Source organism: Defluviimonas aquaemixtae (assembly GCF_900302475.1).
Taxonomy (GTDB): domain Bacteria; phylum Pseudomonadota; class Alphaproteobacteria; order Rhodobacterales; family Rhodobacteraceae; genus Albidovulum; species Albidovulum aquaemixtae.
Map to the genome: position 1 here is coordinate 2,122,130 of NZ_OMOQ01000001.1, position 14,260 is coordinate 2,136,389.

Annotated in this window: 15 protein-coding genes; 8 read left to right on the forward strand and 7 right to left on the reverse strand. The window is 65.1% G+C overall.

Features of this window, described 5'->3' with window-relative positions:
* Positions 1-59 precede the first annotated feature (59 nt).
* The 3 genes from DEA8626_RS10400 to DEA8626_RS10410 all read left to right on the forward strand — a co-directional run bounded on the left by DEA8626_RS10400 (position 60) and on the right by DEA8626_RS10410 (position 3,328).
* The gene (locus DEA8626_RS10400; protein ID WP_108852886.1) at positions 60-1,067 is read left to right on the forward strand and encodes an ABC transporter permease; all 1,008 of its coding nucleotides are present in this window, start codon (positions 60-62) and stop codon (positions 1,065-1,067) included.
* On the forward strand, positions 1,060-1,980 hold the full coding sequence (locus tag DEA8626_RS10405; protein WP_108852887.1) for an ABC transporter permease: 921 nt from the start codon (positions 1,060-1,062) through the stop codon (positions 1,978-1,980). The genes DEA8626_RS10400 and DEA8626_RS10405 overlap by 8 nt, the downstream gene beginning before the upstream one ends.
* Positions 1,981-2,260: 280 nt before the next feature.
* Positions 2,261-3,328, forward strand: a complete 1,068-nt coding sequence (locus tag DEA8626_RS10410; protein ID WP_108853420.1) for a YeeE/YedE family protein — start codon at positions 2,261-2,263, stop codon at positions 3,326-3,328.
* Here DEA8626_RS10410 and DEA8626_RS10415 read toward each other — a convergent pair.
* The 4 genes from DEA8626_RS10415 to DEA8626_RS10430 all read right to left on the reverse strand — a co-directional run bounded on the left by DEA8626_RS10415 (position 3,276) and on the right by DEA8626_RS10430 (position 8,305).
* Positions 3,276-4,553: a DUF3422 family protein gene (locus tag DEA8626_RS10415; protein ID WP_108852888.1), complete on the reverse strand. Its 1,278-nt coding sequence runs from the start codon at positions 4,551-4,553 to the stop codon at positions 3,276-3,278. The genes DEA8626_RS10410 and DEA8626_RS10415 overlap by 53 nt on opposite strands.
* Before the next feature lie 177 nt (positions 4,554-4,730).
* Positions 4,731-6,164, reverse strand: a complete 1,434-nt coding sequence (locus DEA8626_RS10420; protein WP_108852889.1) for an NAD(P)(+) transhydrogenase (Re/Si-specific) subunit beta — start codon at positions 6,162-6,164, stop codon at positions 4,731-4,733.
* Between the two features lie 13 nt (positions 6,165-6,177).
* Positions 6,178-7,752 carry a Re/Si-specific NAD(P)(+) transhydrogenase subunit alpha gene (locus DEA8626_RS10425; RefSeq protein WP_108852890.1) on the reverse strand — a complete coding sequence of 525 codons (1,575 nt, stop codon included), beginning with the start codon at positions 7,750-7,752 and terminating at the stop codon, positions 6,178-6,180.
* Positions 7,753-7,864: 112 nt separating this feature from the next.
* Positions 7,865-8,305 carry a methyltransferase family protein gene (locus tag DEA8626_RS10430; protein ID WP_108852891.1) on the reverse strand — a complete coding sequence of 147 codons (441 nt, stop codon included), beginning with the start codon at positions 8,303-8,305 and terminating at the stop codon, positions 7,865-7,867.
* A gap of 190 nt (positions 8,306-8,495) precedes the next feature.
* On the opposite strand from DEA8626_RS10430, the gene kynU reads away from it, so the two are divergent.
* Both kynU and kynA read left to right on the forward strand, forming a co-directional pair.
* Positions 8,496-9,692, forward strand: coding sequence for a kynureninase (gene kynU, locus DEA8626_RS10435; protein WP_108852892.1), 1,197 nt, complete (start codon positions 8,496-8,498; stop codon positions 9,690-9,692).
* Between the two features lie 123 nt (positions 9,693-9,815).
* A complete protein-coding gene (gene kynA, locus DEA8626_RS10440) occupies positions 9,816-10,652 on the forward strand; it encodes a tryptophan 2,3-dioxygenase (protein ID WP_108852893.1) in 837 nt (278 codons plus the stop codon).
* A gap of 52 nt (positions 10,653-10,704) precedes the next feature.
* Here the strand turns inward: kynA and DEA8626_RS10445 are convergent, their stop codons facing one another.
* Both DEA8626_RS10445 and DEA8626_RS10450 read right to left on the reverse strand, forming a co-directional pair.
* On the reverse strand, positions 10,705-11,484 hold the full coding sequence (locus DEA8626_RS10445) for a gamma-glutamyl-gamma-aminobutyrate hydrolase family protein (RefSeq protein WP_108852894.1): 780 nt from the start codon (positions 11,482-11,484) through the stop codon (positions 10,705-10,707).
* Between the two features lie 193 nt (positions 11,485-11,677).
* Positions 11,678-12,274, reverse strand: coding sequence for a helix-turn-helix domain-containing protein (locus tag DEA8626_RS10450; protein ID WP_108852895.1), 597 nt, complete (start codon positions 12,272-12,274; stop codon positions 11,678-11,680).
* A gap of 171 nt (positions 12,275-12,445) precedes the next feature.
* Between DEA8626_RS10450 and DEA8626_RS10455 the strand changes: the two genes are divergently transcribed.
* The 3 genes from DEA8626_RS10455 (at position 12,446) to DEA8626_RS10465 (ending at position 13,769) form a co-directional block, all read left to right on the forward strand.
* Positions 12,446-12,937 carry a fasciclin domain-containing protein gene (locus DEA8626_RS10455; protein WP_108852896.1) on the forward strand — a complete coding sequence of 164 codons (492 nt, stop codon included), beginning with the start codon at positions 12,446-12,448 and terminating at the stop codon, positions 12,935-12,937.
* A 71-nt stretch (positions 12,938-13,008) separates the two neighbouring features.
* Positions 13,009-13,509 carry a fasciclin domain-containing protein gene (locus tag DEA8626_RS10460; RefSeq protein ID WP_245890824.1) on the forward strand — a complete coding sequence of 167 codons (501 nt, stop codon included), beginning with the start codon at positions 13,009-13,011 and terminating at the stop codon, positions 13,507-13,509.
* 56 nt (positions 13,510-13,565) lie between these two features.
* Positions 13,566-13,769 (forward strand): DUF378 domain-containing protein, encoded by a 204-nt coding sequence (locus tag DEA8626_RS10465; RefSeq protein ID WP_108853422.1) that lies wholly within the window; start codon positions 13,566-13,568, stop codon positions 13,767-13,769.
* A gap of 26 nt (positions 13,770-13,795) precedes the next feature.
* Here DEA8626_RS10465 and DEA8626_RS10470 read toward each other — a convergent pair whose 3' ends face one another.
* Positions 13,796-14,212 (reverse strand): GlcG/HbpS family heme-binding protein, encoded by a 417-nt coding sequence (locus tag DEA8626_RS10470; RefSeq protein WP_108852897.1) that lies wholly within the window; start codon positions 14,210-14,212, stop codon positions 13,796-13,798.
* Positions 14,213-14,260 lie beyond the last annotated feature (48 nt).

Genomic DNA, 14,260 nt, shown 5'->3' on the forward strand with positions numbered 1-14,260 from the left:
TGGGCGTCCGCGCCCACCCTACCCGCATCCCGCCCGAAGACTGCTGAACCGAGACGCCGATGCTGACCTATACGCTCAGACGTTTGCTCATTGCGATCCCGACGCTTCTGTTCATCAGTTTCGTCATCTTCATCCTCTTGGAACTCGCGCCGGGCGATCCCCTGGCCGACCAGCCGCTGACGATCCCGCCGGAGGTGCGGGAGAAGATGCGCGCGGCGCTCGGCCTCGATCAGCCTGCATACGTGCGCTACCTCCTCTGGCTCAAGCAGTTCTTCTGGACCGAGCCGCTCTACCTCGTCGACCAGGCCTTCGGAACGGAGTTCACCGAACAGCAGAACCGGATTATCTCGTGGCAGTTCCGCTCGCCCGCGATGGATGTGATCTGGCAGCGGCTGCCGCAGACCCTCTGGGTCGTGGGCCTCGCCTATCTCGTCGGCGTCATCATCGCGCTGCCGATCGGCATCATTTCGGCCTACCGGCAGTATTCCTGGTTCGACCAGATCGGCACATTCGTCTCGATGATCGGCTTTTCGGTGCCCACGTTCTTCACTGGCGTCGTCCTGATCATCGTCTTCGCGGTGAAGCTCCAGTGGTTCCCATCGATCTACGACACGACGCTGCGCGTCACGGACTGGGAGAGCTTCGTCAAGCAGGTCAAGCAGATGATCATGCCCGTCACCGTGCTCGCGCTCTTCAACGCGAGCCAGATCAGCCGGTTCATGCGCGCCTCGATGCTCGACAATCTCGGGCAGGACTACGTGCGGACCGCGCGCGCCAAAGGGATGAGCGAGCGCGTCGTGGTGCTGAAGCACGTTCTCAGGAACTCACTTATCCCGGTCGTGACGGTGATCGCGCTCGGGATCCCGACGATTTTCGGCGGCGCGATCATCACCGAGCAGGTCTTCAAGGTGAACGGGCTCGGCCAGCTTCTGATCGTGGCGATCTACGCCAACGACCTGCCCATGGTGCAGACGCTGACCTTCATGTTCGCCTTCCTCACAGTCATGTTCAACCTGATAGCCGACGTCCTTTACGGAGTCCTTGACCCGAGGATCCGCTATGACTGAGCTTTCCGCGCAGAAGGTCGACAAGGCGCTGAAGCCGCCGCGCAACCAGTGGTGGGACGTTTGGGACCAGTTCAAGACCCACAAGGGGGCGCTGGTCGGGCTTTTCATCTTCGTGGCGATCCTGCTTTCGGTCACCATCGGCCCGTGGGTCTGGTCGATAGACCCGACCTATGTCGACATTCGCGCCCGCAACCAGGGCCCGAGCGCGGCCCATCCGTTCGGCACCGACCAGCTCGGCCGCGACCTTCTCGCCCGGCTCATGGCGGGGGGCAAGGTGTCGATCGCGGTGGGCATGACGGCGATGCTGCTCGCGCTCTTCCTCGGCACGCTGATCGGCGTCGTCGCCGGCTTTTTCAAGCGGGTGGAAGGGCTCTTGATGAGCACGACCGATCTGTTTCTTTCGCTCCCGCTGCTGCCGCTTCTGCTACTCATGGTGACGCTCTTCCGCGAGCCCCTGTCGCAGCGGTTCGGGCCCGAGACCGGCATCTTCTTCCTCATCGTCTTCGCCATCGGGGTCACGAGTTGGATGCACACTGCGCGCATCGTGCGCGGCGAAGTGCTGGCTCTGAAGGAACGCGAATTCGTGCTGGCAGCACGGTCCATCGGCACACCGTCACGCCGGATGGTGCTAAGGCACATCCTGCCGAACGTCATGAGCCCGATCATGGTCTCGGCGACGCTCGGGATCGCCAATGCGATCATCACGGAATCCGCTCTGTCCTTCCTCGGCCTCGGCTTCCCGCCCGACTTCCCGACCTGGGGCCGCATCCTTTTCGACGCGGTCGACCAGATGCAGCTCTACCCGATCCGTGTCATCCTGCCGGGCGTGGCGATCTCGCTCACGGTTCTGTCCGTGAACTACATCGGCGACGGTCTGCGCGACGCGCTCGATCCGCGGATCCGCGGGCGGTGAGCGCGCGCGATTCGGAAGAGACCGGGAAGATTGCGCCGCAAGGCTTCCTCCGGCGGGAGGGGGCGCGGCGGAAACAAATAAGACCATCGTCGCGCGCCTCCCGCTCCATCCTGGAACAATGGGCCGCCACCGGGGCGGAAAAGGCGGCCCGGAGGCGCAACACCTGGCCGGAAGCAGAATATTCTCCTACATACCCGCGCCCTCGCGGGAAGATGCAGGCTTCATCCAGCGCGAAACCCCGCATATCTGGGAACAAATTCCGATACGCGGAGATGTTCAGATGTTCGAGAGCCTGGGCTTCGAAACCCTCACACCGCAGGGCGCGGCCGTGCTCCTGGGGCTTGCGCTCGGCGCCGCCTTCGGCGCCTTGGCCGAGACAACGCGTTTCTGCCTTCGGCGCGGACTTGTGGGTGACGGAACGGAACGCCGCGCGGCGCTCGGCGTCTGGCTGATGGCGCTCGCGGTCGCGGTCGCCGGCACCCAGGGCGCGGTCGCGGCGGGCTGGATCGGCTTCGGTGAGCACCGCTTCCTGGCGGCCGACCTGCCGGTCGTCGCGATCCTCGCGGGCGGTCTCTTGTTCGGGGCCGGCATGGTCCTCACGCGCGGCTGCGCCTCGCGGCTCACCGTGCTGGCGGCGTCCGGCAATCTCCGCGCCGCGACGGTGATCATCGTGTTCGCCATCGCCGCCCATGCCGCGCTGAAGGGCATCCTGGCGCCGCTGCGCACGGCGCTCGGCAGCTTCACGGTCCCGCTCGGCGATCTCGCTTCGCTCGCAGCCCTGCCCGGCGGCGCTCTCTTCTGGACCTTCGCCATCGCGGCTGCCGCGGCTCTCTACGCTCTCCGGTCGGGCAACCGCCCCGCGCTGCTGATCGGCGCGGCGCTTATCGGCGCGCTCATCCCGCTCGGCTGGGCGGGCACCGGTTTCGTACTCTACGACGAGTTCGACCCCATCGCGTTCGAGAGCCTGTCCTTCACGTCGCCCTCCTCGGAAACCCTCTTCTGGACCATCGCATCGACCTCCATTCCGGCAGGGTTCGGCACCGGGCTCATCGGCGGAACGCTCGCCGGGGCCGCCGCGCTCGCGCTTCTGTCCGGCCGCTTCCAGTGGCAGAGCTTCGACACGCCGCGCAGCACTCTGCGCTATCTCGCCGGTGCGGCGCTGATGGGCGTGGGCGGTGTGCTTGCCGGGGGATGCACCGTGGGCGCGGGCCTCTCGGGCGTTCCCACGCTCTCGGTTGCGGCGATCCTTGCCTTGCTGGCCATCGTCGCGGGCGCCAGGTTCGCGAACCGCTTCGTCAGTGCATCGATTTCCGGATCCGCCGCACCATCAGCCACACGGCCAGCATGACCACCGGAACGAGCGCCGCGACCAGCGCCGGTTTCTGCCAATGCATCCGATCGGCGAGCGGCGCGAGGAGATAGACCGCGAGGTTCACCGCGTAATAGCTGATCGCCACCACCGAGAGACCCTCGACGGTGTGCTGGAGCCTCAGCGCCAGATCGGCGCGGCGGTCCATGCTCTCGAGAAGCTTCTGGTTCTGGGCTGAACGCTCGACATCGACGCGTGTCCGGAGCAGCTCGCCTGCGCGCTCGGCCCGCGCCGCCATCTGCTCGAGCCGGCGTTCAGCGGACTTGACAGTGCGCATCGCCGGGTCGTAACGCCGCATCATGAACTCGGCGAAGGTCTGGCGGCCGTTGAACCGCGGCTCGCGCAAGACCTGGACGCGCTGGTTGACGAGCGCCTCGTAGGCCCCCGTCGCGCCGAAGCGGAAGGCGTGGCGCGCGGCCTGCGCCTCGAGATCGGCGGCGATCGCGAGCAGTTCGTGCAGCGTGTCCTCGGAATTCCGCTCCGTATCCGACATCGCCGCGACGAGGTCTGACAGTTGCGGGTCGAGCGCGTTGAGGCGCGCGTTGAGTTCCCGCGCCCGGCCGAGGCCGAGCATCGACATCGCGCGATAGGTCTCTATCTCGCAGAGGCGCTGGACGATCCGTCCCACCCGGCGGGCGCCGGTATCGGGACGGACGAAGATCGCGAACCGCATCTGGCCCGCCGGATCGATCTGGAAGTCGCCGGCGATGATTGCCGTCTGGTCGAGTACCCAGGAACAGGCGAGACTTTCGGGAACGAACCAGTCCTCGAGATCGGCCTTCACCCTCTCGAGGTCGTCAGGCAGCGGCTGAATGCGGATCAGGATCGCCGCGACGCGCCTGCCGGGCGCCCGAACGAGCCAGTCGGACGGGAAGACCTCGGTTTCGACAAGGCCGAAGGCGCGGTCGCTGACGCCCCGGCCGAAGGCGGAATAGGCCACGAACTCGGTGTGGCTCTCCCATTTCAGGTCGTGCCGGCCGATCCGGGCCGCGTGGTGGGTCGCGCCCTCCGGCGGATGCGCCGCGCCGTGCCGGTCGAGCAGCGCGAGAAGATGGGCACGGTCGTCCTCGCGGTCGCGGTTGTGCGCATCGACAGGCTGCTTCACCGCGACATAGACGGCGTGGCACGGCACTTCCAGCGACGGGAAAGGCCGCGCGTGGAGTTCGTTGACAAGCGCGTAGCGCTGGGGGTGGTCGTCGATCATTGTCCGGGCCGTCTCGGTTCCTGGCGCGACATTAGCTATCCGCGTCGGGAAAGCAGGGCCTCCCGCACGAAAGTCAGCGCACACGGCAGTATACTTGTTTTTCTGCAACGCCTCTGGAACGGCAAACGCCCCGCCAGAGGGCGGGGCGCCGCGATTTCAGGCGTTCCAAGAACGCTGTCAGTCGATCAGCGGCAGAAGACTGTCCACCGAAGCCTTGGCGTCGCCATAGAACATCCGCGTGTTCTCCTTGTAGAAGAGCGGATTTTCGATGCCGGAATAGCCGGTGCCCTGCCCGCGCTTGGAGACGAAGACCTGCTTTGACTTCCAGACCTCCAGAACCGGCATCCCGGCGATGGGGCTGTTGGGGTCCTCCTGCGCGGCCGGGTTCACGATGTCGTTCGAACCGATGATGATGGCGACGTCGGTCTTGGGGAAGTCATCGTTGATCTCGTCCATCTCGAGGACGATGTCGTAGGGCACCTTGGCCTCGGCCAGAAGCACGTTCATGTGGCCCGGCAGACGGCCCGCGACGGGGTGGATGCCGAAGCGCACCTCCTTGCCCTTCGATCGGAGCTTGCGCGTCAGCTCGGCCACCGATTGCTGCGCCTGCGCCACCGCCATGCCGTAGCCCGGCACGATGATGACGCTGTCGGCGTCGTTGAGCGCCGCCGCCACGCCGTCGGCGTCGATCGCGATCTGTTCGCCCGAGATCTCCAACGCCGGTCCGCCCGTGGCGCCGAAGCCGCCGAGGATCACACTGACGAAGTGCCGGTTCATCGCCTTGCACATGATGTAGCTGAGGATCGCGCCCGAGGAACCGACGAGTGCGCCCGTCACGATCAGCAGGTCATTGCCAAGGCTGAACCCGATAGCCGCCGCCGCCCAGCCCGAGTAGCTGTTCAGCATCGAGACGACGACTGGCATGTCCGCGCCGCCGATCCCCATGATCAGGTGATAGCCGATGAAGAGCGCGGCCAGCGTCATCAGGAAGAGCGGGAAGAAGCCGCCGGTGCTGAAGTACCAGATCAGGCAGAGAATCGAGAGCGCCGCCGCGCCCGCGTTGAGGATGTGGCCGCCCGGCAGCTTGGTCGCCGCCGATGTCACCTTGCCTGCGAGCTTGCCGAAGGCGATGACCGAACCGGTGAAGGTTATCGCACCGATGAAGACGCCGAGGAACAGTTCGACCCTGAGGATGTTGACCTCAACTAAGTCCTTCTTGGCGATGAGCGCCGCAAAGCCTTCGAGCGACGCCTTCGCGGCGGCGTCCATTGCCAACACCCGGACCAGTTCGAAATGGGCGTTGAAGCCCACAAAAACCGCCGCCAGGCCAACAAGGGAATGCATGGCGGCCACAAGTTGGGGCATCTCGGTCATTTTCACGCGCTGCGCGATGTAGACGCCAATGGCGCCGCCCGCCGCGATCAGGATGATCGACAGAAGCCAGAGCCCCGATCCCGGCCCAATCAGCGTCGCCAGCACCGCCAGCCCCATGCCGACGATTCCATACCAGACCGCGCGCTTGGCGCTTTCCTGCCCGGAGAGACCGCCAAGGCTCAGGATGAACAGAACAGCCGCGACGACATAGGCCGCAGTCGTGAAACCGAATTCCATGTGCCCGGCCTCCTTACGATTTCTGGAACATGGCGAGCATGCGCCGGGTGACAAGGAATCCGCCGAAGATGTTGATGCCGGCCATGAAGATCGACAAAGCCGCCAACAGAATCACGAGGAACGACCCCGATCCCATCTGCATCAGCGCGCCGAGAATGATGATCGACGAGATGGCGTTCGTGATCGCCATGAGCGGTGTGTGCAGCGAGTGGCTGACATTCCAGATCACCTGGAAGCCGACGAAGACCGCCAGCACGAAGACGATGAAGTGCTGCATGAAGCTCGCCGGCGAGTAGGCGCCTACCAGGAGCAACAGCGCACCGCCCGCGGCAAGCATCGTGACCTGCTTTTTGGTTTGCTGCCGAAAGAGCGCGATCTCCTGCGCCTTCTTCTCCTCGACCGTCAGTTCGCGTGCCTTTTCCTTGGGCTTTTGTGCGGCGATGGCCTGCACCTTGGGCGGCGGCGGGGGGAAGGTGATTTCGCCCGCATGGGCAACCGTCGCGCCGCGAACCACGTCATCTTCCATGTTGTGATTGATGACACCGTCCTTGGCGGGTGTAAGATCGAACAGCATATGCCTGATATTGTTTGCATAAAGAGTCGACGACTGCGCCGCCATGCGGCTCGGGAAGTCAGTATATCCGACGATAGTGACGCCGTTATCGCTCAGGATCTTTTCGTCGGGCTTCGTCAATTCGCAGTTGCCGCCCCGCTCGGCGGCGAGGTCGACGATGACCGAGCCGGGCTTCATCGCTTCGACCATGTCCTTCGTCCACAGGACGGGCGCATCGCGGCCGGGGATGAGCGCGGTTGTGATGACGATATCCATCTCCGGCGCCAGTTCGCGGAACTTCTTGAGTTGCGCCTCGCGGAATTCCGGGCTCGAAGGGGCCGCATAGCCGCCCGTCGCCGCGCCGTCCTGGGTCTGTTCCTCAAAGTCCAGATAGACGAATTCGGCCCCCATCGACTCGATCTGCTCGGCAACTTCTGGGCGCACGTCGAACGCATAGGTGATCGCGCCGAGTGAAGTCGATGTGCCGATCGCGGCCAGACCCGCGACCCCCGCGCCCACGACCAGCACCTTGGCCGGGGGGACCTTGCCCGCCGCTGTCACCTGCCCGGTGAAGAAGCGGCCGAAGTTGTTGCCCGCCTCGATCACCGCGCGGTAGCCCGCGATGTTGGCCATCGACGACAGCGCATCCATCTTCTGCGCGCGGGAAATCCGCGGCACCATGTCCATCGCGATGACGGTGGCGCCCTGCTTCTTGGCAAGCTCCAGAAGCTTCTCGTTCTGCGCCGGATAGAAGAACGAGATCAGCGTCTGGCCCTTCGTCAGCCGCTTCACCTCGGCCTCCGAGGGCGGACGCACCTTGGCCACCACATCCACTTCCTTGAAGAGCGCCGCGGCAGTTTTCACGACTGTCACGCCGGCCGCCTCGTAGGCCGCGTCCGCGAATCCCGCTGCCGAGCCGGCACCGGCCTCGATGAAACACACATGGCCTAGCTTCTTGAGCTGGACCGCCGAGTCAGGCGTCATCGCAACCCGGGCTTCGCCCTCGAACACTTCCTTCGGTGAACCGATCTTCACTGTCTCTCCCTTTCCGAGGTGGGCCCTCCGCTGCCGGACGGTCGCATTCGCCTCATAACCCGTCGCGAAAGATCATTACCCCGCCGCGCTGCGTTGCGGCAACCGCCTTTTTTCACAGCCAGCGGCGGACTTGTGCCGCATAGGAATCGTAATCCTCGCCGTAGAGATGCGACAGGCGCGCTTCCTCACCCTGGATGAAGCGCCGCGTGATCACGCGCATGAAGACCGCGACGAGCGGAAGCGCGATCAGCGCGTCCCAACTGAGGTAGAGCCCAGTCAGCAGCATCGCGTCGCCCAGATAAATCGGGTTGCGGCTAAGCCGAAACGCGCCGTTCATCACCAGCGCCTCGGGGTCGCGGCGCGGAATCACACTCGTGCGCGCGCTTACCATCTGGGCGGCCGCGACGATCATCAGCGCGAGGCCGAGGAATATCAGGACAAGGCCTAAGGGATGGTTGATCAAGGTCGGGACAGGCCAGACGCGGCCGATCACGCCGCCCAAGGCCGCGAAGCCAGCCAGCCAGACTGGCGGGAAATCGATCTCTTTCGCCATCAGCGGACATCCCCGTCCCGAATTTGCCGGAACGTAGAGCGTCCGGGCCGCAGAGTGCAAGCCCGTGCCAGGCTCCCGTCGCGATATCGGCAATCTACGTCGCGCCAATGCCGCGATGTTGCGTGAATTGAGTGGCGGCGGCGGCCGAGATATTTTAAACATAAAATAAACCGGATGCGGAGAGGACACGATGAGCACCGATTTCGCCGCAACCCGCGCGCTCTTCAGCCTGCCCGAAGGCGTGATCTATCTCGACGGCAATTCCCTCGGACCCCTGCCCCGCGCCGCGGCGGAACGGGTCCGGGCCTGTGTCGAGGACGAATGGGGCGGGATGCTGATCACCGCCTGGAACCAGGCAGGCTGGATCGACCTTCCGCGCCGCCTCGGCGACCGCATCGGCCGGCTGATCGGGGCGGAGCCGGGCGCGGTCGTCCTTGGCGACACGCTGTCGATCAAGGTCTACCAGGCGCTCGCCTCGGCGCTGGAGCTCCGCCCTGAGCGGCGCGTCATCCTGTCGGACACCGGCAACTTCCCCTCGGACCTCTACATGGCCGACGGGCTCGTGCGGACTCTGGGCGACAGCTACGAGCTTCGCACCGTCGCGCCCGAAGCTGTCGAGGACGCGATCACGCCCGACATTGCGGTCCTGATGCTGACCGAGGTCGACTACCGAACCGGGCGCAAGCACGATATGCGCCGCCTGATCGCGAAGGCGCACGACGCGGGCGCGCTCGTCGTCTGGGACCTCGCCCATTCCGCCGGCGCGATCGAGGTGGACGTCGCGGGCACGGACGCCGATTTCGCGGTCGGCTGCACCTACAAATACCTCAATTCCGGCCCCGGCGGCCCCGCCTTCATCTACATCGCGCCCCGACTCGCGCCGCAAGTCCGACCCGCCCTCTCGGGCTGGCTCGGGCATGAGGCGCCCTTCGCCTTCGACCTCGACTACCGCCCCAGCGCGGGCATCGACCGGATGCGCGTGGGCACGCCGCCGGTCCTCCAGATGGCAGCGCTTGAAGCCTCGATGGATATTTGGGACCGTGTGGAGATGGCGGATGTGCGCGCCCGCTCGATCGAACTTAGCCAGGCCTTCATCGACGGCGTGGAGGCCGCCTGCCCCACCTTGAAGCTCGCCTCGCCCCGCGACGCGGAGGCGCGCGGCAGCCAGGTCAGCTTCCGCCACCCTGAAGGCTACGCGATCATGCAGGCGCTGATCGCGCGGGGCGTGATCGGAGATTTCCGCGCGCCCGACATCCTGCGCTTCGGCTTCACACCGCTCTATACGACGATGGAGGACGTGAGGGCGGCGGTCGTCGCTCTGAATGGGATCTTGGAGCGCGCAGACTGGGACCGCGAAGAATACAAAACCCGCGCAAAGGTGACATGAGGTTTCCGGGCCTCGCGGCCCGGACCCGCGCGGGAGGCGCTGCCCCCCACCCACCGAGGTAATTCCGCAATGAAGATGACGGGGATCGGGCGCTTAAGGAAGTAGGTTAGAGGAGGAGACGGTATGGCGGAGCCCTATGATCCGGTCCGGGAAGGCGCCGAGACGGCCTTCGAACACGCCATGTCCTACGGCGACTACCTCGCGCTGGACGCGATTCTTTCTGCGCAGCAGCCGTTGAGTGCGGCACATGACGAGATGCTCTTCATCATCCAGCACCAGACCTCGGAACTCTGGATGAAACTCATGCTGCATGAACTGTCCGCCGCCCGGGCTGCAATCGCCTCGGACAGGCTCGCGCCCGCCTTCAAGATGCTGGCCCGCGTCGCGCGGATCATGGAACAGCTGAATTCCGCCTGGGACGTGCTCCGGACGATGACGCCCTCGGACTACACCCGCTTCCGCGCCGCCCTCGGCCAGTCCTCAGGATTTCAGTCCTGGCAGTACCGGCTGGTCGAATACGCCGCCGGCAACCGCAACCCGGCGATGCTGAAGCCCCATGCCCACCGGACAGAGATCGTGGCGCTTCTCGAAGCGGAGCTCGCCCGGCCGTCGCTGTACGACGAGGCCCTGCGCGCCGCTCATCGCGGCGGCCTGCCGGTGCCTGGCGACGTGACCGAGCGCGACGTCCGCCAGCCGTGGCAGTTTAATACCGGGGTCGAATCTGCCTGGCGCATCGTTTACGCCGACCCGGAGGCGCATTGGGCGCTCTATGACCTTGCCGAGAAACTGGTCGATTTCGAGGATTACTTCCGCCGCTGGCGGTTCAACCACGTGACCACGGTCGAGCGCGTGATCGGGCTGAAGCGGGGAACCGGCGGCACCGGCGGGGTTCCCTACCTGCGCCGGATGCTCGAGGTGGAACTCTTCCCTGAACTCTGGCGGTTGCGCACGACGCTCTGACGGGCCCGAACGGTCGCCCCGGTTTCAACCGCGTTTCGCGTAATTGACGCCTTCACGCCGACTGCAGACAGGCATCCTTCCGTTCGCCGCGCGCCCATGCGCGCACCGCGTCACCGAAGGCCTCGAACAGCGGCCGCGACACGGGATCGGAGGTCGCGTTCCATTCCGGGTGCCACTGGACCGACAGAGTGAAGCCTGGCGCATCCGCGACAAAGAGCGCCTCGGGCGTGCCATCGGGCGCCCAGCCGTCTACTACGATCCGCTTGCCGGCCGTCTTGATACCCTGGCCATGGAGCGTGTTGGTCATGACCTCCGCCGCGCCGAAGAGCCGGTGGAAAATGCCGCTCTCGCCGAACCGCACGACGTGGCGCAGCGCGAACTTCTCCTCAAGACTGCCATCGGGGGGCATGCGATGGTTCATCCGGCCCGGCAGTTCCCGGATCTCGGGATAAAGCGTGCCGCCCATCGCGACATTGACCTCCTGAAAGCCGCGGCACACACCGAGAAACGGCTGCCCGCGCTCGACGCAGGCGCGGATCAGCGGCAGCGTGATCGCATCGCGGCAGCGGTCGAACGCGCCATGCGCCTCGGTTTCCGACTCGCCGTATTCCTCGGGATGGATATTGGGTCGCCCGCCGGTCAGGAGGAAACCGTCGCAGGCCTCCATCAGCTCCTCGACCGTTACGAAGCGCGGGTCGGAGGGAATCAGAAGCGGCATACAGTCCGAGACCTGTGCCACGGCGGCAGAGTTGATCGTGCCGCCCGAATGCACCGGATAGTCGTCGTTCAGCAGGCTGAGATTGCCGATGATCCCTACAATGGGCCTTGCCATGCGCGCTCCGTCCGATCCTCTCCCCGACGCTAAAGATATGACGCAAGCGTAGGAAGGAAAAGCCCCGCGCGGCGCACAGAAGCTCTGCGTGGCGGCCAACGGAAACGATGGTCCGCAGGCACCCCGATCGGTCCTCCGATCGGGACACCGACCGTGCACCAGGGGGAGGCAGAGGCGATCCGACCGACCCTGTTCACGCTTCCGCCGGTTCGCCACTGACCACAACGACGGCGCGGCATGTCTCGTCACCCATGCAAATGTAGCTGTGCTCGAAATCGGCCTCGAAGTACATCGAATCTCCAGTTTCCAGCCGATGGGTAGTGCCATGGATCTCGACGCCGAGGCAGCCGGCGATGATGTAGATCGTCTCAACGCCCTTGTGCTGGTGCGGGTCAGTGGCGGGACCGTGTGACGGAAATTCCGCCAGATAGCTTTGCAGCAAACGATCGGTAACGGGGTAGTCGAGGCTTTCGAAGTAGACGGCCGCTCGTCCTGACGGAGGACTCGGCAACCGCAGGCGTTCGGCGCGGCGGACGACCGCCAAAACAGGCTTGACCTCGCCATCGGTGAAGAAGTGGTCGAGACCCACGCCAAAAACCATCGCGATCCGCATGAGCGTCGGCAGAGTGGGAAAGACCTGTCCGCGCTCGATCTTCGAGAGCATGCCCGCCGACAGCCCCGAGTGCTTGCCAAGCTGCGCCAGACCCAGCCCCTTGGCCGCGCGAAGCTCGCGAATCTGCTGACCGATTCGGTAGGATCCCAACCTTTCATTCAGTGTCTCGGACAGCATCGGCCCTCTCCTTTTTGCGTCTCATGCAACCCGGGCGGCGCCGGTTTTCACAATAGTACAATATATTTCTCATTATACAAAAGTGCTTCTCATGCAAAACATTTTCATGTTGTTATAGAGTATGCCGCCACGCTGGTGAAGCATCAAGCGGCCCAACCGAAAGGAAGTCCCATGATCACGCGCTCCCCACTCCTGCAGGCGATTGCCCTCAGCGCCACCGTTGCGCTTGCCGGAACCCCTGCCGTCTCCGCCGACGCCGATATCGTCGACACTGCCGTGTCGGCTGGCGATTTCGGCACGCTCGCCGCGGCGCTGACCGCCGCCGATCTGGTCGACACTCTGAAGGGCGAAGGCCCGTTCACAGTGTTCGCGCCAACCGACGCGGCCTTCGCAGCGCTGCCCGAAGGCACCGTCGAAGAGCTGCTCAAGCCGGAGAACAAGGAGAAGCTCACGGCGGTTCTCACCTATCATGTCGTCCCCGGAAAGGTGATGTCGTCCGATCTGAAGAATGGCATGACCGCCGCCACCGTGAACGGCGCCGACGTCACGATCATGACCGAGGGCGGCGTCTCCGTGAACGATGCTGCGGTCACGACTGCAGATGTCGAGGCGTCGAACGGCGTCATTCATGTCATCGACAAGGTGATCCTCCCGCCGATGTAAGGCCAAACGCATCGGGGCCTGGCCCCGATGCGTCCAGCCCGACCCGAGTTCCCCGATTAAGGAGACTACCTGTGAACAGACGCACCATCCTCCGTGGCCTTGGCGCCGCATCCATTGTAGCCGTCGTGGCCGCCTGCGTGCCGATGTCGGAGCAAGAGCCTGACATCGTCGATATCGCTGCCTCGAACGACGATTTCTCGACGCTCGTCGCAGCGGTCCAGGCGGCCGGACTCGTTGACACGCTGAAAGGGGACGGCCCATTCACGGTCTTCGCGCCGACGAACGCCGCCTTCGCTGCGCTGCCCGCGGGCACGCTCGACGACCTGCTGAAGCCCGAGAACAAGGCTTCGCTCACCGCGATCCTGACCTACCACGTCGTTCCCGGTGCGGTGACGTCCGATCAGCTCGCGGGCAAGCGCCTTAACGTCGAGACGGTCGAAGGCAGCAGCGTCCAGGTCGATGGCCGCACGGGCGTCCGCGTAAACAACGCGAACGTAACGGCGGCCGACATCAAGGCCTCGAACGGCGTGATCCACGTCATAGACCGGGTCCTGCTGCCGCCCGCCGGATGAACCCAACGGCGTCGCGGACTCTGACCCGGGCGCCCCCTACAATGGAAGGAACTATGATGAATATGCTGAATTTCACAACACTCCTGCTCGTCATCGTCGGCGCGCTGAACTGGCTCCTCGTCGGCGTGGCAGGCTTCGATCTCGTCGCGGCGATCTTTGGGCCCGGCTCGATCCTCGCGCGCCTCGTCTACGTGCTCGTCGGACTGTCTGGCCTCTACCAGATCAAGAACCTGAGGACGTCACACACCGTACATGTCTGACGGTCTCGGACGCGGCGGCGGCGGCCTCAGGCTTCCCCCCGAAAACCCGCCGCCGCGATCCCCGCCAGAGCCGCCTCGGCATCGTTGTCGGACGTGTCTCCGGTGACGCCCACCGCGCCCAGGATGCCGCCATCGCCGTCACGGACAAGAACGCCGCCCGGAACCGGCAGGATCTTACCCTCGTAAACGCTAGACAGCGCGGCCATGAAATAGGCCTGAGATTCCGCCCGCGCCATTTGCGCCTTCCCGCCCATTCCGAGCATCACCGCGCCATAGGCCTTCGCCCGCGCGATGTCGAACCGCCCCGGCGAGGCGCCGTCGGACCGCTCGAAGGCGATGACATGGCCGCCCGCATCCAGAACCACGACCGACAGGGGCTTCATCCCCGCCCCCGCCTTGAGCGCCTCGGCGATGATCACGCGCGCCGCCTCGATTCCCAGCATGACAATTCCCTTTCATCTTGGTCCAAACACCTTGGGAGGAGGCCCGCA